Source organism: Actinoplanes sp. NPDC051411, assembly GCF_040682075.1.
In the GTDB taxonomy this organism is placed as follows: Bacteria; Actinomycetota; Actinomycetes; order Mycobacteriales; family Micromonosporaceae; genus Actinoplanes.
Genome location: NZ_JBFBAD010000017.1, coordinates 83956 through 102699 on the forward strand (window position 1 = coordinate 83956; position 18744 = coordinate 102699).

Here is an 18744-nt window from a genome sequence, read left to right on the forward strand (position 1 = left end):
GCTGGCACCGGCGGGGTAGGCCGGCACCGGCCGGGGCTGGTCAGCGCTGGCCGCCGGCTCAGCGGTGGGCGGCCGGCTCAGCGGTGGGCGGCCGGGTTGGCGGTTGGCGGTCGGGACAGCGGGGGCGGCCGGCTCAGCGGTGGGCGGTCGGGTTGGCGGTGGGCGGCCGGCTCGGCGGCGTGCAGTCGGGTTGGTGGTTGGCGGGCAAGTCAGTGCCGGGCCGGCGGATCGGCGGTGCAGTGGCAGGCGGGGTGGGGTGTCCAGCGACGGCGGCGGGTGCGGCCGGGGGCGGTGATCTCGACTGTGGCGCCCACGGTCTGGGGACGGCCGCCGTCGAGGTGGGTCAGGGCCTCGGCGGTCGCGAATGCGGTGGCGGCCAGGAGGGTGGCGACCGCGCACGGCTGGATGGCCTCGTGGAGTGGCCGGCGGGGTGGGCTGGGCCAGGCCGGATCGCGGTCCTGCCGATGCAGGTCGAGGCAGCGGAGGCAGGGGCCGCCGAAGGCCGGGACGAACGGGCCGATGACGGGTGTGCCGTCGCGGATGGTGACGGCCAGGTGTGGCACTCCGGGTGGTCCGTCCTGGTCCAGCCGCACGACCAGGGACATGGCGGGGTCGAACTCGGGTGGAGGGTGCGGGCCGGTGCCGTCGGTGGCCGGCGGGAAAGCGGGGTGCAGGCGGGGCATGGCGTTGTCCTGCGCGGAAGGAGGGCGGTCGGCGGGGTCGCGTACGGAAGGGGGGCGTGACCGAGGCGCGGTGATGCGGCGTACGGAAGGGGGGCACGAGCCGGAGGCGGCGCGGAGGACGGCGTCGGAGATCGCCTCCCGCCTGGGCCGGCCAAGGTCGGTTCCGTGCAGCGGGCCGCCCGCCAGTTCGCCCGGGCCGACCGTGCCCGGCACGTCGGCCTGCACCGAGCCGACGCCCGCCTCGGTGAGGGCGACCCCGATCGGCGCGCCCAGCCGGCCCGGCCCGGTCAGGATGACCCGGCAGTTGGACCGGCGGCGCAGGATGTCGGCCGGATGTCTGCCGGTCATGGCCAGCGCGGCCGCCTCGCCGATCAGGCGGCGCCGCGGCTCGTCGGGGACAGCGGTTGGAAGCAGGTCGGCGGCCGGAAGGACCAGGCCGGCCGCCTGCAGGGCCTCGAGCAGGGCTTTCGCCTGGTCGACGGGGGCACCCAGCTCGGCGGCTCGCAGCAGCACGGCCCGCTCGGGGCGGGTGCCGTCGAGCAGGTCGAGGATCTGGGCCGCGCGCGGGTCGGGGAGCTCGATCGACAGCGCCCGGGACGGGTCGGAGCCGAACTGAATCTCGCGTGGGCCGCGCCAGAAGCGGGGGAGGCCGGGGATGAGGATGGGGCGGTTCACGGGTGACACCGTGTCACGGGGGCGCTGCGGAGCGGATCAGTTGTCCACAGGGCAACGAGGCTCGTGACACATGTTGTCCACAGCTCTGACGAAGTTATCCACAGGCTGGGGACGGACCACCAATCACTAAACGTGGTTGAGTCGACACGGATACGGGTTCCCCCGGGGCGGTCACCCGCCCCGGGGAACGCGGATCAGGCCTTGGCCTTGCCCAGGATCCGGTTGACGGTGGTGCCGCAGACCGGGCACTTGCCCTTGGCCATGTTCATGCCGGTCTTCGAGACCTCCACCGTGCCCTGGAAGTCGCGCTTCTCCTTGCACTTGACGCAGTAGCCGTTGTACGTGTTGTCGGCCACGGTTCCTCCTAGTGTCATGTCGTCGGCCGGATCGGCCCGGTGCCTGCCCGCAACGGCGGGCCGTGATCTTCTGTTCGGCGCTGGACCGCTCCGCGACCACGTGGATGTGGCCGCCGCTCGGCGGTCACTACCCAGGTCAGGCCAGTTCCATGTCAGCGCAGCGTCGGCGTGTGTCTCCGACGACGCTGAGTGTGCCGGGAGAAAACGACCTTTTCGTCCAATTAGCCCGAAACACGCCGACGATTGTCTTCAAACCGGATCTTTTCGCTGTTTCTGGCAGGAACTTGCGCGAGGCGGGGGCGACGAGCAATCGTCTGTGTTGCGAGGGTGGAAAATTTTTTCGGTTATTTGCGGACGAAGTACGCATATCCGACAGGTGTCATCGGCCGTACTCTTGCGGTGACATGGGTCTCACGGATTAGCGTCTCAACGTGAACCCGAACCTGGGCTGCGCGAGCCGGTAATGGCACGCACGCGCAAGCCTGTCGTCGAAGTGCGGCGCAGCCAGCGCCGGCGTCGGACGGTGTCCGCGTATCGCGACGGTGAGCGCGTGGTCGTGCTCATCCCGGATCGGTTCTCCCGGGCCGAGGAGACCGAGTGGGTCGAGCGCATGCTGGCCCGTCTCGCCGCCCGTGAGGAGCGCGACCGGCGCACCGACGAGGAGCTGCTGGCCCGGGCCCGTCGCCTGACCACCCGCTACCTGCCCGACCATGCGGCGCGCATCATCCCGAACAGCGTGCGCTGGGTCACCAACCAGAACGGCCGCTGGGGCTCCTGCACCCCCGACGACGGCACGATCCGCATCTCGCACCGCATCCAGGAGATGCCCGACTGGGTCATCGACTACGTGCTCCTGCACGAGCTGGCCCACCTGGTCGTGCCCAGCCACAACGCCCGGTTCTGGGACCTGGTGGGCCGCTACCCCAAGTCCGAGCGGGCCCGGGGCTACCTCGAGGGCATCAGCGCCGCGACCGGGCTGGTTCTGGCCGACGACTAGAGTTCGGGCGTGGTTCGACGGGTTGTTGCTGCTCTGCTGGTTCCGGTGACGTGGAGTCCGCCCGGGGTGGCGCTCGACAAGTGGCGGGCGGCGCTGGCCGAAGACGTCATCGACCTCCTCGCGCGGCTGTCCGCCGCCTCGCCGGCCATCGCGTGCGTCCCGGCCGACCGTGAGCTGGCCGAAGAGATCGCCTGGCCGGGCATGCGGGTGTGGGAGGTGCCGTCGGCCACGATCCGGCCGGTCTTCTCGGCGGCGGTCGAGGACGGTTTCGATCAGGCGGCGATCGTGGCCGCGGACGCGCCCGACGTGCCCGGGATGATCCTGGGGAAGCTGCTGCAGCCGCTGGACGCGAAGACCCTGGCGGTGGCGCCGGGTGGGCCGGGCGGAGGGGCGCTCGGGGTGGCGGCCCGGTTGCCGCTCGCCTCGTGGGTGGGCGATGTGGGGCTCGATGAGGCGACCGCTCAGATGTTGCGGCGGGGGGCGCCGCAGCCGGGTGAGGTGACCACCACGGCCGCGTGGCGGCGGCTGAGGGGCGCTGAGGAGCTGGCGTCGCTCGACATGGGGCTGGAGGGCTGGGACAACACGCGGGCCGTGCTCGGCGGCTGAGATTGCTGCTCAAGCGGCTGGACGAGGCCCGCGGGGGCGCCCCCCGATGCCATTCTCGCGCGAAAATGAAGATCGTGGGGGGTGCCTGTGGACAACCCGGGGGCTGTCCACAGGCGGGGTGTCACTCAGCCGCGGGACCGGGCTCCTCGCCCTTGTCCTTCGGGCCGTCTTCCTTGGGAGCGTCACCCAGGTTGTCGAGCTCGCTGATGTCCCAGTCGTCGCTCGTCTGGGCGAACGCCTGCGGGTTGGCGAAGTCGTCGTCGGTCGGCAGCAGGTCGGGGTGCCCCCACAGGGCGTCCCGCCCCTGGATGCCGCGGCTCTCGGTGACCGCCGCCCACAGCGCTCCCGCCTCGCGCAGCCGCCGCGGCCGCAGCTCGAGGCCGACCAGTGCGGCGAAGGTCTGCTCGGCCGGTCCGCCGGCGGCCCGGCGGCGGCGGAACGCCTCGCCGAGCTGTACGACCGACGGCAGCCGGTCGCCGGCCGCCGCGTCGACCACGTGGCCGACCCAGCCCTCGATCAGGGCGAGAGCGGTCTCGAGGCGGGCCAGGCTGGCCTTCTGCTGCGGCGTGTCCTCGGGGGTGAAGATGCCCTCGAGGGCCATCGCCTGCATCGACTCGGGGTCGCTCGGGTCGACCCGGCTCATCGCCTCCTCGATCGCGTCGCGGTTGACGGTGATGCCGTTCGCGTACGTCTCGACGGCCGTCAGCACGTGCGCGCGCAGCCACGGAACGTGCCCGAACAGCCGCTGGTGGGCGGCTTCGCGCAGGGCGACGTACAGGCGTACCTGATCTTCGGGGATCTCGAGGCCCTCGCCGTACGCCTTGATGTTGGCCGGGACGAGGGCGGCCGTGCCGCCCGGTCCGAGCGGAAGCCCGATGTCGCCGGCCGAGAGAACCTCGGCCGCGAGCTGGCCGAGGGCCTGCCCGAGCTGGCCGCCGAAGAGTGCGCCGCCGAGCGTGGCGACCATCGACTGCATGGGACCGAGCTGGGCTTTCGCCTCATCGGGGACGAGGTCGCCCATGGCGCCCACCATGCGGCCGGCGATCGGGTCGCAGAGCTTCTTCCACACGTCGAGCGTGTTGTAGATCCACTCGTTGCGGTTCCAGGCCGCGGCGACCTTGATGCCGCTGGGCAGGGCGGAGGCGGGGTCGAGCCACAGGTCGGCGAGCCGCAGCGACTCCTCGACCTGGTGCCGTTCGAACATGTTCACGGCGGGATCGCCGGATCCGGAGAGCTGGCTCGCCGCGACCTGGCGGGCCAGGTCCCAGTTGACCGGGCCGCTGCCGGGCGCGGCGAACATCTGCTGCAGCTGATTCATGAACTGCTGCATCTGCTGCGGGTCGGAGGGATCGGGCGGCTGAGCGCCCGGCAACGAGAAGCCGAACGGGATATCGGGCACGTAGTCAAAGGTACGCGCGAAACACGAGCTCCGGACCGTTGGCGGTGTCAGCTCAGAGTGAACTCAGACAGGGGCGATAGTCTCACGCGCATGAGACGTCGCGGTGTCACGGTAATCCTCGGCGCCCTGCTCACCGCTCTGCTGGCAGTCGGTGTCATGGCCGCACCCCTGCCCTACGTGGTGCTCAAGCCCGGGCCGACGGTCAATACGCTCGGCACCGCCGACGGTAAGGACGTCATCCAGGTCAAGAAGGGCGAGACCTCGACCTCGACCGGGCAGCTGCGGCTGACCACGGTCAACGTGCAGTCGCAGGTGGAGCTGGTGTGGGCGATCGGCAGCTGGTTCAGCAGGAAGGACGCGGTCGTCCCGCGTGAGCTGATCTACCCGCCCAACCAGACCGAGAAGCAGGTCGAGCAGGAGAACGCCCAGGAGTGGACCGAGTCGCAGCAGAGCGCGGTCACGGTGGCGCTGACCAAGCTCGGCTACCCGGTGCAGACGGTCGTGCAGAGCGTGACCGCGGGCGGGGCGGCGACCGGCCTGCTCCAGGCCAACGATGTGATCACCACCATCGACGGCGGCAAGGTGACCGACCCGGGCAAGCTCACCGACCTCGTGCAGGCCAAGCCGGCCGGCACCGCGCTGGCCGTGGGCTACACCCGGGGCGGCAAGGCGGGCACGGCCACGGTGACCACGAAGGCCGACGCCAAGGACGGCAAGACGCCCCGGCTGGGTGTTCAGATCACCACCAAGCAGCCGAGCCCGTACGACATCCACATCGATCTCGACAAGATCGGCGGGCCGAGTGCCGGGCTGATGTTCACGCTCGGGATCCTGGACAAGCTTGAGCCGGCGGATCTCACCGGCGGCAAGATCATCGCTGGCACGGGCACGATCGACGACGGGGGCAATGTCGGCCCGATCGGCGGTATTCCACAGAAACTGGTCGGAGCGAAGAGCGCCGGCGCACAAATTTTCCTGGTGCCCAAAGACAATTGCGCCGAAGCCCTGCAGAACGCGGTTCCCGGTCTGCCGATGGCCGAGGTGGCAAACGTGGACGACGCTCTCACCGCGCTCAAGACCTTCACCAGCGGCGGCACTCCCAAGCCGTGCTCGGCGTCGTGACAGGTGTCGTAGTGTGAGAAATTCGGCCCGACTGAAGTGTGGAGCCAACGTTGGTCATGCGTAATAGTCCTCTGCCGAGGATGAGTCGCCGCGGTCGCGTCACCGTCGGCGTCCTGGTCGGGGTCTTCCTTTTATTCACGCTGCTCGGCTGGGGCATCGACGCGTACACCGACTATCTCTGGTTCAACGAAGTTCATTTCACCAATGTCTTCACCGGTGTTCTGCTGACCCGGCTACTTCTGTTCGTCGTGATCGGCGTGGCAATCGCGCTGGTCATCGCCGCGAATCTTTATCTGGCCTACCGGCTGCGGCCGCTGCTGCGCCCGCACTCCGCCGAACAAGCCACCCTCGAGCGCTACCGCATGGTCATCGGTCCCCGGCTCGGCACCTGGATCACCGTTCTCACGGTGATCATCGGGTTCTTCGCCGGCCTCTCCGCACAGGGCCGCTGGAAAGACTGGATGCTCTTCCGCAACGCGGTGCCGTTCGGCGTCAAGGACCCCCAGTTCCATGTGGACCTCTCGTTCTACGTCTTCGACTACCCGATCTGGCGCTACCTGCTCGGGGTCGGGTTCACCGCCATCGTCCTGTCGGTGATCGGCTCGCTGGCCGTCCACTATCTCTTCGGCGGCGTGCGCCTGCAGGGCGTCGGCGACCGCATGACCACCGCGGCCCGGGCCCACCTGACCACGCTGGTCGCGATCTTCGTGTTGCTCAAGGCCGTGGCGTACGTGCTCGACCGGAGGGCCCTGCTGCTCGCCCAGCACGTGTCACCCGGCCTCTACGGCGCCGGCTACACCGACGTCAACGCGCTGCTGCCGGCCAAGGAGATCCTGGCCTACATCTCGATCGTGGTCGCGGTGGCGATCATCGTGTTCTCCAACGCCGGCATGCGCAATCTGGTCTGGCCCGGCGTCTCGCTCGCCCTGCTGGCCATCTCGGCGGTCGCGATCGGCGGCATCTACCCGCTGGCGGTGCAGAACTTCGAGGTCAAGCCCAGCCTGGCCGACAAGGAAGCGCCGTACATCCAGAGGTCGATCGACGCCACCCGGACCGCCTTCGACCTCGGGTCGTCGTCGCCGGCGGTGCCGGCGCAGACCGACAACTTCACCCCGAAACCCACCCTCGCGACGAACACGAGCGCTCAGAACGTACGCATCGTGGACCCGCAACTCGTCTCGCAGGCGTTCACCCAGGCCCAGCAATACCGGGGGTTCTACGACTTCGGCAAGAAGCTGGACGTCGACCGGTACACCCTGGCCGGCGCGAAAACCCCGAGCGACTACGTCGTCGGCGTGCGCGAGATGAACGACGACAAGCTGACCACCCAGCAGCGCAACTGGATCAACCGGCACACGGTCTACACCCACGGCTACGGCCTGGTCGCGGCCCCGGCCAACAAGGTGGTCTGCAACGGCCTGCCGTACTTCGTCTCCGGCTTCCTCACCAACAGCCAGCCGGCGACCGGCACGCCGACCGGCAGCACCAACCAGCAGGAATGCTCCTCGCCGACCGACCAGATCCCGGTCGACCACCCGCAGATCTACTACGGCGAGGAATCCACCGAGTACGCGATCGTCGGCCAGACCGACTCGACCAAGCACGTCGAGTTCGACCGGCCGGCGCCCGACGCCACCGGCCAGACCGCCGGCAACAACAACTCGGAGGCCGGGGAATACTCGACCTACGACGGCAAGGGCGGCGTGCCGATCGGCTCGTTCTTCCGCCGGCTCGTCTTCTCGATCAAGAACGCGGACAGCAACTTCCTGCTCTCCGACGCGATCAACAAAGACTCCAAGATGATGTACATCCGGGACCCGCGCTCCCGGGTGGAAAAGGTCGCGCCGTTCCTCACCATCGACGGCGACCCCTACCCGGCGGTCGTCGACGGCCGCATCGTCTGGATTCTCGACGGCTACACGACCGCGTCGACCTACCCGTACTCCCAGAAGATCAACCTGGCCACGGAGACGCGCGACGAACTGACCGGGCAGGGGCAGTTCGCCCTCGACCGCGACGACGTCAACTACATGCGCAACTCGGTCAAGGCGACGGTCGACGCCTACGACGGAACGGTCAAGCTCTACCAGTTCGACGAGCAGGACCCGGTGCTGAAGGCCTGGAACAAGGCGTTCGGCGGGCACCTGATCATCCCCAAGGCGCAGATCCCGCCCGAGCTGGCCCAACACTTCCGCTACCCGCAGGACATGTTCAAGGTGCAGCGGAACCTGCTCACCAAATTCCACGTGACCGACCCGCACGCGTTCTTCTCCGGCCAGGACTTCTGGCAGGTGCCGAACGCGCCGGACAACCCGCAGAGCAACGTGCGGCAGCCACCGTATTACCTGAACATCCAGCTGCCACAGCAGGCCGGCACGACGTTCCAGCTCACGGCCGCGGTCACGCCGTACAACCGGGAAAACCTGGCCGCGTTGATCAGCGGCTATTACGACGCCGGCGACAATCCACACTTACAGATAACTGAAGTGCCCGATCAAACGGTCACACCGGGCCCGGTCCAGGTCCATCAAAAGATGACCAACAACACGGCGGTACGCACCGAGCTACTCGGGCTGCTGTCCAACAGCAGCCAGTCCCAGGTGCAAGTGCTCTACGGCAACCTGATCACGTTGCCGGTCGACAACGGCATCCTGTACGTCGAGCCGGTCTACGTGAAAGCCGGCAACCAGGACACGGCGGCGCCGCTGCTGCAGAAGGTCCTGATGTCGTACGGCGACGGCGGCACCTACGTGGTGCTCGCCAACAACCTGCAGGACGGCCTCAACGCCCTCAGTAAACAGGCGGGCACCAACCCGGGTAGCGGCACTACAGCGCCAACCCAGCCGAACGCACCGCCCGCCAACCTCAGCGGCCAACTCGCCGACGCGGCCGCCAAGGTCGATCAGGCCATCGAGAACGTGCGCAACGCCCAGAAATCCGGCGACTTCGCCAAGTACGGGCAGGCGCTCCAACAGCTCGACCAGGCGATGAGCGACTTCCAGAACGCGCAGAAGGCGGCCGGCCAGCCCGCCACCGGGCCGACGGTGACCCCGTCCGGAAGCGCGCCAGCGACGCCGAGCGCACCCGCCTCCGGAAACCCGTCGCCAACCCCGAGCGGCTGAGAAACCCCAGGTCAGGTGGCCCGCCAGCGGCGGGCCACCGGGCTTTTGGGGGTCACTTTGCAGGTGCCGTGCGGGTTGCGCTAGTGTTAACAGGCCGACGCGGGGTGGAGCAGCTCGGTAGCTCGCTGGGCTCATAACCCAGAGGTCGCAGGTTCAAATCCTGTCCCCGCTACAGAGAAAGTGCAGGTCAAAGGCCCTTCACCCGTACGGGTGAAGGGCCTTTGTGTACTCCGTGGTCGCAAGGTGGTCGCAGACGAAAAAACACTAACCGGTGACGCGGGCCACTTGATTGCTGCACATCGATTTACCGCGTCGTTCGCACAGGTTGGTGTGGTACAGCACTCGGTCCTCGGGTTGCCATAGGTTGCGAGCGCCGGGAGTGTTCAGCTTGTTTCGGTGCTTTTCCAGGTGGTGAGGAAGTCCTGGTAGAGCGCCGGGCTGGCGGCGCGCAGGCGCGACAGGATGCGGAGCGCGTCGTTGGCGAGGGTGGCGGCGAGCTGGGCGCGTCGCCGGGTAGTCGCGGCTGAGCCGGGCGTGGTGAAGCAGTTTTCCAGTTCGGTGTAGGTGTGGTCGGCCGTCGCGATGAGCGAGTTGAGCGGGTCGGCGGGAGCGGTGTCGAGCGGCGACAGGTCGGTGGCGTTCAGGAGGTATTCGAAACCGTCGAGTCCGTCGCTCCGATTGGTGACGTGTTCCTGCTCGACGGGCAGGTCGTGGAGGCGTCGTCGTCGTGGTCCGCGAGGTACGTGAGGTATTTAAGAGCGTAGACAAACAGGTCGATGGCGGTGTCGATGGCGTTTTCGTCGGTGGTGGCCGCCTCGCCGATCGCGGCGAGAATGTTGAGCCGGTCGACCTTGCGGGCGATATTGGCCATGATCGAGATTTGCTCTCCGCGGCGTTTCCAGGAGTCGCCGTAGGCGGCGTCCTTGCTCCGGTGCAGTCCGCAGATGGTCTCGCGGAGCGGGTCGGCTGCCCCGATTCGCTTCGGGGCGCCGATGGCCGGACCGGGTTCGACGACGGTGAGGGTTTGCGTGTCGAGGTCGAGCCGTACGGTGCCTCCGTGAAGGCGGCGCAGGGCGCGCCAGGCGGTGAAGCCGGTGAGGATGGCTTTCTCCCAGTCGGCGGCGCGGTGGGTGGCGACCTCGAGGTGGGCGACCATGCCCTGGATGGTGTCCAGCAGGTCGTTGCCGATGTGGGTCTTGCCGTCGAGGTAGTGGTGGCGGCCGGCGTACCCGAAGATCAGCGCGGAGATGCCTTCCTCCGATGGCGATGGCGCGGCCCGCCGGTCTGCGGGAGCCGCGCTGGAGCACGTCATGTCGGCGTCGACGCGTCGTCCGGTCAGCAGGCGGTCGACGCGAAGATGACGCGCATCTTGCGGACGCCGATACCGCGGATGACGTCGATGGCCGGCAGGTCACAGGTCTTCCAGCCGGGGGCTGGGGTGGGAGTCCTTGGAACTGGCTCTGCCAGCCGATCAGCGGCAGCCGGGCGCTCTTGATCTTGGCGGTGTGTTTGATCGAGTTCAGGAGTTTGCGTTCGGCGGCGGTGAGCTTGTCGCGGTCTACACCGATGCGGGGGTCGTGGGCCTCGGTGTGGACCTGGGCGCCGTGCTCGGTACGTCCGGCGATGAACTTGCCGAGTTGGGTGTAGTAGTCGGGTTCGCCGTAGTGCACGGTCAGGACCAGGTCGACGACGCGGCCCGAGCTCGGATGGCGGTAGTGGTGGATCGGGGCGTACAGGACATCACCGTCGACCTTGACGATGGGGAACTGATTCACGAACGGGCCCTTTCGGAGGCGATTGCTGTATCGGTAGTGGGGCGGTGCGGCCACGCTGGGTTGACGGGCACAGCCGTCGCGGAGTGCTGGGTTGGTGTTCGACGGCGCTGTGATCGGGTGCGCCGAGCGGCCCGGCCGTCTCCGGGACGCTCGGGATGTTGCGCTCATGCGGGGTCCTTTTCTGCCTGCTGGTGGCGCCGGTTCCGTTGTGTTGGCCGATGCTCACGGGCCGCTGAGGTGTTGTTGTGCTTGCCGGGCGGATCGGTGAGGGCCTGGGACTGGTCTACAGCTGCGGAGAGCTTGTCGATCAGAACCCAGGCTTCGTCGGCGGCAGCGTGGAGTCGTTCGGGGTTACGTGCGTCAGGGATGCGGCCGAGGTCGCCGCGTGCCACGGGCGCGGTGTCGTCGAGAAAACCGTCCCGGTAGCTCGACGGGCTCGGCGACGGCGGGCCTGACGCGGGCGTCCGAGGCGACGCTGTGGCGGGGGTCGGCCGCGGTGTCTTGATGGAATCGGCTGCGGCCGGTGTGGTGGTGCGGTCTGGGGTGAGGTGGCGGTAGGGATCGAGGACGGCTGCGAGGTAGCCGCCTGCGGCCAGCCAGAGGGCGCCGGTGGTGCCGGCGAGGGCGGTGAGGGCGGCCGCCGTCAGGCCGCCGAGGGGGATGCCGGTCCAGGCGCCGGTGTTGATGAGGGTGAGGACCCGGCCGCGTACTTGGTAGGGGATTCGTTCGATCTGGAGACTGAGTATTAGGGAGCCGACGATGCCGCTGGCCAGGCCGGCGACAGCGAATGTGGTGTAGATGGCGGGCAGCGGGGCGTCGGCGGCGAGGACGACGAAGCGGCTGATCCCGGAGACGATGATCGCGGTCAGGTAGGTGGGGCGGCGGGGCAGGCGGTGCCCGACTGCGGTGGACAGCAGAGCGGTGCAGGCGGCGGCCGCTCCGAATAGGCCGAGGCAATCGCCGATGTCGGCGGCGGTGTAGCCGTGGGCGTGGAACCAGACTGGTAGCAGCAGCGTGAGCAGGGCCTGGTCGAGGCAGTTCGTGATCGCGAACATGACCGTCAGGGAGCGCAGACCGCGATTCGCTGACCTCTGCCGAGAACGTCGCCTGGGCGGAGTTTGTGCCGGTCGCCGGCGGTTCGGCGTCGGTCGTAGTAGGCGGGGGCGCCGGGTGATCGGGTGAGGATGGCGAAGGCCCAGAGGTAGCAGGCGTCGGCCAGGCGTTTGTTGCGGATGTTTCGGGCGAGCACGGCGCGGTGGCGGCCGGAGGCGCGGGTGATGGGTGCGGTTCCGGCGTAGGCGCGGCGGCTGGCAGCATGGGTGAAGCGGGTCGGGTCGTCTCCGAACTCGCCGAGTACCCGGGCGCCGAGGATGAGACCGAGCCCCGGGCCAACCGACGCGCCGGCCGCCGATCAGACGACCTCATTCGGGCTGTGACCAGCAGCTACCCGAACACGCAATGACCCTGGTTCAACGGGTCACGCGTTGCCGGCGGAATAGCCGCCACCCGAAGGTAGAACTTCAGTTGCCCGGACCGCGCGCAGCCACCCGCACCAAACTCATGGTCTTGAAGAGGCAGCAGTCTGCCCTCTGACAAACCCCGACGTTCAGGTGTGGCGCTTGAGGCTACCTGCGGAGAGCCTCAACCGGCTCTATGCGTGAGGCACGCAGTGCCGGATACAAGCCTGCGAAAAGCCCAACTATCGCGCCAACGGGTGGCGCTCCGAGAACGGACCACGAGGCAAGGATGGCCGTCCAGTCGCGGGAAATCGAGATCAGGACTACGGCCGCGATGCCGATGCTAGAACCAATCAGGCCGCCGACCAGGCCGAGAACTGTCGATTCTGTTAAGAACTGAACTGCAATGTGCAATGGACGTGCGCCCAAGGTGCGACGTAGTCCAATTTCAGGTATTCGTTCCATGACCGCAACGAGAGTCGTATTAGTGATACCAACCGCGCCGATAAGCAGTGATATCCCAGCAAGGACAAGAAAAAGTTCCCCGAGATCACCGGCGATCGTTTGTTGAAGGACCCTGGCGTCAGCAGTAGTGGAAACCCGGAAACGACCAGGGGAATCGGGCCGTAACGCTAGAGCGCACTGCTGTCGAACCAGATTGGCTGCGCCGACCTGCACTTCGACTAGCATGTTCGGCCGATTGATGGTCGGCTCGCCGTAAACGGCCCGTGCTGTGCTCGTCGGAATTAGGACACTGAAAAGTAAATCGTTCATACGTGCGACATCGTCGACTATTCCGACGACGGTGTACGGCGTGCCATCAATGAAGACGGCCGGAAAACTGTCGATTCGCGTAATTCCAAGTCTTTCGGCAGCGACAGATCCTAGGACTGCAACGCGTTCGGCCCGGCTCTCGTGGAAGGCATCGTAGATACGACCGGAACGCAAACGCGGATGTGTGGCGGCAAGCGCAGAAGGGTCTATCGCGGTGATCGACAGGCCAGCCGGGCCATCGACTCCCGGAATCGCGGTGATTTTCAGCTTGTCCGACGGGATCGTCCACCACAAGCCCGCATGCCTTACCCCGTTAAGGGCTTCAATCTTTGAGGAAGCGTCAGGAGGGAAGGAGACGGCGTTGTCCGCGTCGTTGGAACCACCAATGTCCTCTACCGTCACCTGCGTCGCAGCAAGCTCGCTAAAGCGCCGATCGATCTGTCCACTCGCTGTGCTCGTAAGTCCTAGGACTGCGACGAAAGTCCCGACGCCCAAGATCGTACCGATCATGGTCAGAGCAGATCTGACTGGACGCTGGACAAAGCCAGCGAGCGCCTCGTTGGCGAGATCCGCTAGCTTGAGGCGGGAACGGTCCATTTACACCACGATGCCATCTCGGATCGAGAGGGTAAGTTCCCCACGCCGCGCGACGTCCATATCGTGCGTGATGACAACCACCGTCATGCGATCCATGTGAAGTCTTTCTAGAAGCCCCAGGACCTCGCCGGCCGTCGTGCTGTCAAGGTTGCCAGTTGGCTCATCACATAACAGCAAGCTCGGCCGGTGCACCAACGCGCGGGCTATAGCGACTCGCTGTTGTTCACCACCAGACATGGTGCGAGGCAGCGACTCCGCACGGTGGGCTAGACCTACGGTGTCGAGGGCTGCTCGCGCAGCCGCGATGCGCTCAGTCCTGGGGCGCCCGCTGTAGAGGAGCGCGAGGGCGACATTCTCGACTGCACTTCTGTGCGAAAGAAGGTTAAACGCTTGGAATACGAACCCAATCCGATTGCCCCTAAGAGCGGTTCGTTCCTTTTCCGGCAGCGAGCTAACGTCAATGCCGTCGAGTTCGTATACACCCCGTGTGGGCCGATCCAGCAACCCCAATATATTCAGGAAGGTGGACTTCCCGGATCCCGAGGGTCCAACGACAGTTACGTACCGGCCAGACTCGATCTTGAGATCGACCGGACGTAGCGCAGCCACAGGTGGTGAACCCGGATAGGTGCGCGCAATGCCCTTGAATACTACGACCGGGGCAACAAGGGATCTCATGAGGCCCCGCCGACTACAACGAGATCATCTTCGCTCAGTTCCCCGCCGATTGGCGTTACCGCCACAAATCCGTCCCCTGAGGCGCCAGCCTTTACCTCGACGCGCCGGTTGGTCCCCGTCTTGTCGCTTACGGAAACGGTCGTCTTTCCGTCCGCCCCCGCAGATATTGCTGATAATGGCACGACAAGCACCCGCTGCTCAGTCTTTGCGGAAATAATACTAACTCTGACGTCCAAGCCCGCCCACTGAACGGGGAGAGCCTTTGCCGGCGTTACCGTTGCTGGAACGAATGCCGGTCCTCCATTCGGGTCCGGAGTGACAACACCAACTTGCGTTACCTTTCCGTCAACCTGTTCGCCGAGAGTCTCTGCGTCCAACTTGACTGACATACCTACGCGCACAGATTGCACCTGATCAGGGCGTAGCTTGACCGTTCCGCGGAGGTCACCAGAAGCGAGTGTTACTAGGGGCGCTTTGACAGTGTTCCCGATCTTTCCAGTTATAGCGACCAAGCGAACCGGAAAGTCAGGCACGAATACAAACTCTCCGGCCGGCAGCATTGTGCCAGTCCGCGCGAGGAGAGCGGTTCGGCCGTGCTGAGCTCGTGTGAGCTTGATCTCCGCCCTCGCGAGCTGCTTAGAAAACGACTCCTCGTCCACGGAAGCCTTTTCACCCGCTGCGATACGACGACGGATAGCCGCAACGTCCTGCTCTGCAGTGTCCACCGCGTCTTCTGCGGCATTTAGACTTGCCTGGTCATCGATACCGCCGGGGCCGCCAGTGTTCGGTGCATCATAACCTGCATCGTTGTACAACTGACGGACTGCGGACTTGGTCGCTGGGCCGAAATATCCGGCCTCGTCCCCGCCACCATATTTGCCCAATTCACTTAAGGCCTGCTGCAACTGGTGAACGTCTTTTCCAGTATCGGCAGGCTTTAGATCTCGATAGGCCGGAATCTTACCATGAAACACAAAGAGTGGCCGACCGGAGACCGCTACGATCACCCTTCCAGCATCGATTTGGCTTCCCAACTTCGCCGGAATGGCCGTGATGACTTGGGTAGATACGCCATTAACAATCGGTGTAACCTCGACCTTATTCGCCGCGTCGACCGTCCCTCGTGTTACCACGGTGCTGACGAGCACTCGTCGTTGTACTGCAGCAGTGAGAACACTCGATTTTGGCGGCGCTGTCTCGGCTCGCTCCTGTTCCGGCGATTTCACCCAGAATGAGGCTAGCATCCCGGCTACCGAAACGATGACAGCAATGGCTGAGACCCAGAGCACTAAGTGTTCACGGCGTCGGCCGCCTCGCTGCGAGGGCACTTCAAGTGCGTCGGGCTTAGCGTCAGGTTCCGATTTCCGTGAAAGTGCGTGTTTGAGGAAGGACGTGCTCAAGCGTCAGCCTCCGGCAACACGGGCGGCGTTCCGGGCCTGGGCAGCGTGGTATTTGAGGAGTATGTCTAGTGCTGCCGAGTTTTTTGCGACCACTCTGTTCTGGTAGCCAATCTCAACTGCGAACCACATACCGGTCAAATTTACCTCGCGCTTGCATTTCACGTCAGCCGTTGCAGTTGCTATTTCGGTCGCTGCTGGCGGCTCCGGCCAATTCTCATTGTTCGGATCCCAGATCGACTTGTAAGAGTAGCCGGAGCGCTGCATACAATCGCTCCACTCCTTCATAGCTTTTACTACGCGTGAGTCTCGCTCTGCTTGGTGAAAAGTATCGGCGGCCAGGCGGCTAGGGAGATTTTCATCCATCTGCCCTTGCGGGATCGTGGTATCCGAGGAGAAACCTTGGGCCAGAATTTGGTCTGCTTCGGCGGAACAGCCGCCCCGACCGAGTTCCTTGCCGTTGGCGTCTTTTGGCGCGAGCTTACCCGGTTCCGCACCCCGAACCAGGACCAACTCTGCATCGCTCGGATTCCATCCTCCCGCCCCCTTTCCTTTCCCAGAAGACTCTTGGGGGGTGGAATCTGTGGTCGAGGAGGGAGCTATGCTGGGCGGGAGGTCGTAACCACGTTCACCCGCGTTCTTGCTGTCTATCAGCCCGTAGCGCCGGGAGTTTCCCAATTCGAACGGCGGAAGATTGTCCAACAACACGCTCTCCGGGAGCGTGTATGTCCCTCCGAATCGAGCAACACAGTCTCCCGTGAGTATCCAGGCCGCCCTCCTGACGCTAACGTACTCCTTCTTTTTCACGTCGTATGCATCGAGCGGCAGGTTAAGCTGATTGGCGTTATCAATTGTTGGTATTGGTCCAATGCTCGGCTCAGGTTCGGTTGGATTGGAGCCATGGACGCATGCACCAGTCGCCAGAACAATGGCGCTCACGGCAACAAACCTGGCAACGCGTAGATCTCCGATCCACACGGAAAACCCACCAATCAAGACGACGATTAATCCGAAGGCAACAGACGTTTCTCAGAAGATCATGACCATTCGATTGAGGTGGTTCGGTCGTTCATGGCCGAGCCCATGTTCGCGGTGTTACCGGCATACCCCAAGCTTGCTCCGGAATAGCCAGCGCTCTCCCAGTGGCGCGCCAAGCAGTCTGCATACACATAGAAGGAGGAAATCCTATCGTTCCAGGCGCTGCCAACGTTCGTGGTACCCCAGTCGCGGTCGTCCGTTGATGCCGTGCAAACGTAGCCGCTAGTACTTCTTTCCCAGTAGTTGCTGGCGCCGCCAAAGTTGGCATTCTCGAATTCGAGGCCGACGACAGTGGTCGCCTGCGCCGGACCGGACATCAACATGGCACCGGCACCACCTGACACGGCAATGACTGCGGCACTGACAATCGCTCTTGAGAGCTTCAAATCTTCCACCCTTCTTCTGGGCGGGGACGAGCTTTCTACTAAAGATGGGCAACAAGGACGCCGAGGACCGGATCTACGCATCGGACAATGCTAGGCCTCATTTGCAATGTTGCCCGGCAACGGCATTCAAGTTGGTATCAGAGCGCCCCCGCTGTTCGTGACAGCGAAGTTATCACGGGGAAGAGACGCCGATCAATGGGGGTCGGCGAATTTTCGCGACCTGGCATGTCCTGAATGCCCGCCATCCAACTGAATCACTACAATTGTTCCGAGGGCTGCGGCCACTGCCAGCGCCGGATGACCGTCTCCTACCAGGTCGATGCCGGCAAACCCCGGATCAGTTACAACTGCGGCGGAACCCGCGCCGAGTACGGTGGCCCGGTCTGCCAGCGCATGTCCGGCCGCTGCATCGACCAGGTTGGCACCGCCGCCGTCCTGCAAGCGCTGACCCCCGCCGCGATTGCGGTGAGCCTGCACGCCATCGCGCAGGTCCACACCGAGCGGCAACGCCTCGAGCAGTTGTGGAATCTGCGGCTGGAACGAGCCCAGATCAACGTCGACCACGCCCGCCGCTGCTACCAGGCCGTCGACCCGCAGAACCGGCTCGTCGTCCGGCAACTGGAAGCCGGCTGGGAGCGAGCCCTGCACGAACAACGGGCATTGGTCGAGGAACAAGACCGGTTCCAGCACACCACTCCCGCCACGCTGACCCCGCCCAGCAGCAGGCCATCATCGCCGCAGCCGCGGACCTGCCCCGGATCTGGCACGCGACCAGCACCACCGACACCGACCGCAAACAGATCATCCGCAGCGTCCTCGACGAGATCACCGTGCTCGCCCACGGCCGCACCGAACTGGTCGACCTCACCCTGACCTGGGCCGGCGGACACACCACCCACCTGCAGGCCCGCCGCCCCCTGCAACGCATGGAAGACCTCTCCTACTACCCCCAACTGGCCGCACGGATCGGTGAACTCTGCGACACCGGCCTGACCCCCGAGGCCATCGTCATCCACCTACGCGACGAAGGTTTCCGCCACCCCAGAGGCGACCGGGACATCGGCTGGCGCGCCGTCGAGCAGGTCATCCTCCGAACTGGACATGCCATCAACCGCCACCACCAACCCCGCCGGGTCCACCCCGACCAGGCCCCGCACACCGACGAATGGTGGCTGGCAGACCTCGCCGCCGAACTCGGCGTCACCATCGGCACCATCCACCACTGGCGCCAGCAAGAACGACTAGCCGGACGGCAGGAGACCTACCCACCCCACCGCTGGATCCTGCACGCCAACCCGAACGAACTCACCGAACTACGAACCCATCTCAACCACGTCCGCGGCCGCACCACCCGCGTCCATCCCCGCTTCGCCGATACCTGAATTGATGACACACCGGTGCAGTCTGCTTGACAGATGGAGAACAAGATCCACTGGGTGCGAGACGCCACCTATGACGAAGACCGATCGCAAATCCGCACCGGCACCGGACAACAGGTTATGGCCACGTTACGCAACGCCGCTATCGGTACCTTACGCCTCGCCGGCATCACCAACATCGCCGCCGCCAACCGGCACCACGCCCGCGACAGCACCCGCCCACTCGCCGTGCTCGGGATAACCTGACGACGTTGCCGGGGCCCTGCCCACGGACCGCCCTCTCACGCGGCCAGGAGTACCGCG

17 protein-coding genes, 1 tRNA gene and 1 pseudogene are annotated in these 18744 nt (G+C 65.7%); 7 read left to right on the plus strand and 12 right to left on the minus strand.

Features of this window, described 5'->3' with window-relative positions; translation table 11 throughout:
- Positions 1-209 precede the first annotated feature (209 nt).
- Both AB0M88_RS12400 and AB0M88_RS12405 read right to left on the minus strand, forming a co-directional pair.
- Positions 210-1358 (minus strand): hypothetical protein, encoded by a 1149-nt coding sequence (locus AB0M88_RS12400; RefSeq protein ID WP_364099642.1) that lies wholly within the window; start codon positions 1356-1358, stop codon positions 210-212.
- A gap of 194 nt (positions 1359-1552) precedes the next feature.
- Positions 1553-1714, minus strand: a complete 162-nt coding sequence (locus tag AB0M88_RS12405; RefSeq protein ID WP_015625326.1) for a DUF5679 domain-containing protein — start codon at positions 1712-1714, stop codon at positions 1553-1555.
- 463 nt (positions 1715-2177) lie between these two features.
- Here AB0M88_RS12405 and AB0M88_RS12410 point away from each other — a divergent pair, with 463 nt between their 5' ends.
- Both AB0M88_RS12410 and AB0M88_RS12415 read left to right on the plus strand, forming a co-directional pair.
- The gene (locus tag AB0M88_RS12410; RefSeq protein WP_364099645.1) at positions 2178-2711 is read left to right on the plus strand and encodes a M48 family metallopeptidase; all 534 of its coding nucleotides are present in this window, start codon (positions 2178-2180) and stop codon (positions 2709-2711) included.
- 9 nt (positions 2712-2720) lie between these two features.
- The gene (locus tag AB0M88_RS12415; RefSeq protein ID WP_364099648.1) at positions 2721-3317 is read left to right on the plus strand and encodes a hypothetical protein; all 597 of its coding nucleotides are present in this window, start codon (positions 2721-2723) and stop codon (positions 3315-3317) included.
- A 121-nt stretch (positions 3318-3438) separates the two neighbouring features.
- Here the strand turns inward: AB0M88_RS12415 and AB0M88_RS12420 are convergent, their stop codons facing one another.
- Entirely contained in the window at positions 3439-4716 is a 1278-nt protein-coding gene (locus AB0M88_RS12420; RefSeq protein WP_364099651.1) for a zinc-dependent metalloprotease, read from the minus strand.
- 90 nt (positions 4717-4806) lie between these two features.
- Here AB0M88_RS12420 and AB0M88_RS12425 point away from each other — a divergent pair, with 90 nt between their 5' ends.
- From AB0M88_RS12425 to AB0M88_RS12435, 3 genes are all read left to right on the plus strand, one after another.
- The gene (locus AB0M88_RS12425) at positions 4807-5838 is read left to right on the plus strand and encodes a PDZ domain-containing protein (RefSeq protein WP_364099653.1); all 1032 of its coding nucleotides are present in this window, start codon (positions 4807-4809) and stop codon (positions 5836-5838) included.
- Positions 5839-5918: 80 nt separating this feature from the next.
- Positions 5919-8960 carry a UPF0182 family protein gene (locus tag AB0M88_RS12430; RefSeq protein ID WP_364099655.1) on the plus strand — a complete coding sequence of 1014 codons (3042 nt, stop codon included), beginning with the start codon at positions 5919-5921 and terminating at the stop codon, positions 8958-8960.
- 98 nt (positions 8961-9058) lie between these two features.
- Positions 9059-9132: transfer RNA gene (locus AB0M88_RS12435), tRNA-Met, on the plus strand.
- Between the two features lie 468 nt (positions 9133-9600).
- On the opposite strand, the gene AB0M88_RS12440 is transcribed toward AB0M88_RS12435, so the two are convergent.
- From AB0M88_RS12440 to AB0M88_RS12480, 9 genes and pseudogenes are all read right to left on the minus strand, one after another.
- A complete protein-coding gene (locus tag AB0M88_RS12440) occupies positions 9601-10272 on the minus strand; it encodes a hypothetical protein (protein WP_364099658.1) in 672 nt (223 codons plus the stop codon).
- Between the two features lie 627 nt (positions 10273-10899).
- On the minus strand, positions 10900-11790 hold the full coding sequence (locus AB0M88_RS12445) for an MFS transporter (protein WP_364099661.1): 891 nt from the start codon (positions 11788-11790) through the stop codon (positions 10900-10902).
- Positions 11791-11855: 65 nt separating this feature from the next.
- Positions 11856-12122, minus strand: a pseudogene (locus AB0M88_RS12450) (transposase); the annotation flags it as partial.
- A gap of 238 nt (positions 12123-12360) precedes the next feature.
- A complete protein-coding gene (locus AB0M88_RS12455; protein WP_364099664.1) occupies positions 12361-13563 on the minus strand; it encodes an ABC transporter permease in 1203 nt (400 codons plus the stop codon).
- A complete protein-coding gene (locus AB0M88_RS12460; protein ID WP_364099667.1) occupies positions 13564-14241 on the minus strand; it encodes an ABC transporter ATP-binding protein in 678 nt (225 codons plus the stop codon).
- On the minus strand, positions 14238-15467 hold the full coding sequence (locus AB0M88_RS12465) for a peptidoglycan-binding protein (protein WP_364099670.1): 1230 nt from the start codon (positions 15465-15467) through the stop codon (positions 14238-14240). Before AB0M88_RS12465 ends, AB0M88_RS12460 begins: the two co-directional genes overlap by 4 nt.
- A 177-nt stretch (positions 15468-15644) precedes the next feature.
- Positions 15645-16577 carry a hypothetical protein gene (locus AB0M88_RS12470; RefSeq protein WP_364099673.1) on the minus strand — a complete coding sequence of 311 codons (933 nt, stop codon included), beginning with the start codon at positions 16575-16577 and terminating at the stop codon, positions 15645-15647.
- Between the two features lie 98 nt (positions 16578-16675).
- The gene (locus tag AB0M88_RS12475) at positions 16676-17071 is read right to left on the minus strand and encodes a hypothetical protein (protein ID WP_364099675.1); all 396 of its coding nucleotides are present in this window, start codon (positions 17069-17071) and stop codon (positions 16676-16678) included.
- Between the two features lie 183 nt (positions 17072-17254).
- The gene (locus tag AB0M88_RS12480) at positions 17255-17752 is read right to left on the minus strand and encodes a hypothetical protein (protein ID WP_364099678.1); all 498 of its coding nucleotides are present in this window, start codon (positions 17750-17752) and stop codon (positions 17255-17257) included.
- Between the two features lie 140 nt (positions 17753-17892).
- Here AB0M88_RS12480 and AB0M88_RS12485 point away from each other — a divergent pair, with 140 nt between their 5' ends.
- A complete protein-coding gene (locus tag AB0M88_RS12485; RefSeq protein ID WP_364099681.1) occupies positions 17893-18444 on the plus strand; it encodes a hypothetical protein in 552 nt (183 codons plus the stop codon).
- Between the two features lie 33 nt (positions 18445-18477).
- The gene (locus AB0M88_RS12490; RefSeq protein ID WP_364099683.1) at positions 18478-18687 is read left to right on the plus strand and encodes a hypothetical protein; all 210 of its coding nucleotides are present in this window, start codon (positions 18478-18480) and stop codon (positions 18685-18687) included.
- The last annotated feature ends 57 nt before the right edge of the window (positions 18688-18744 follow it).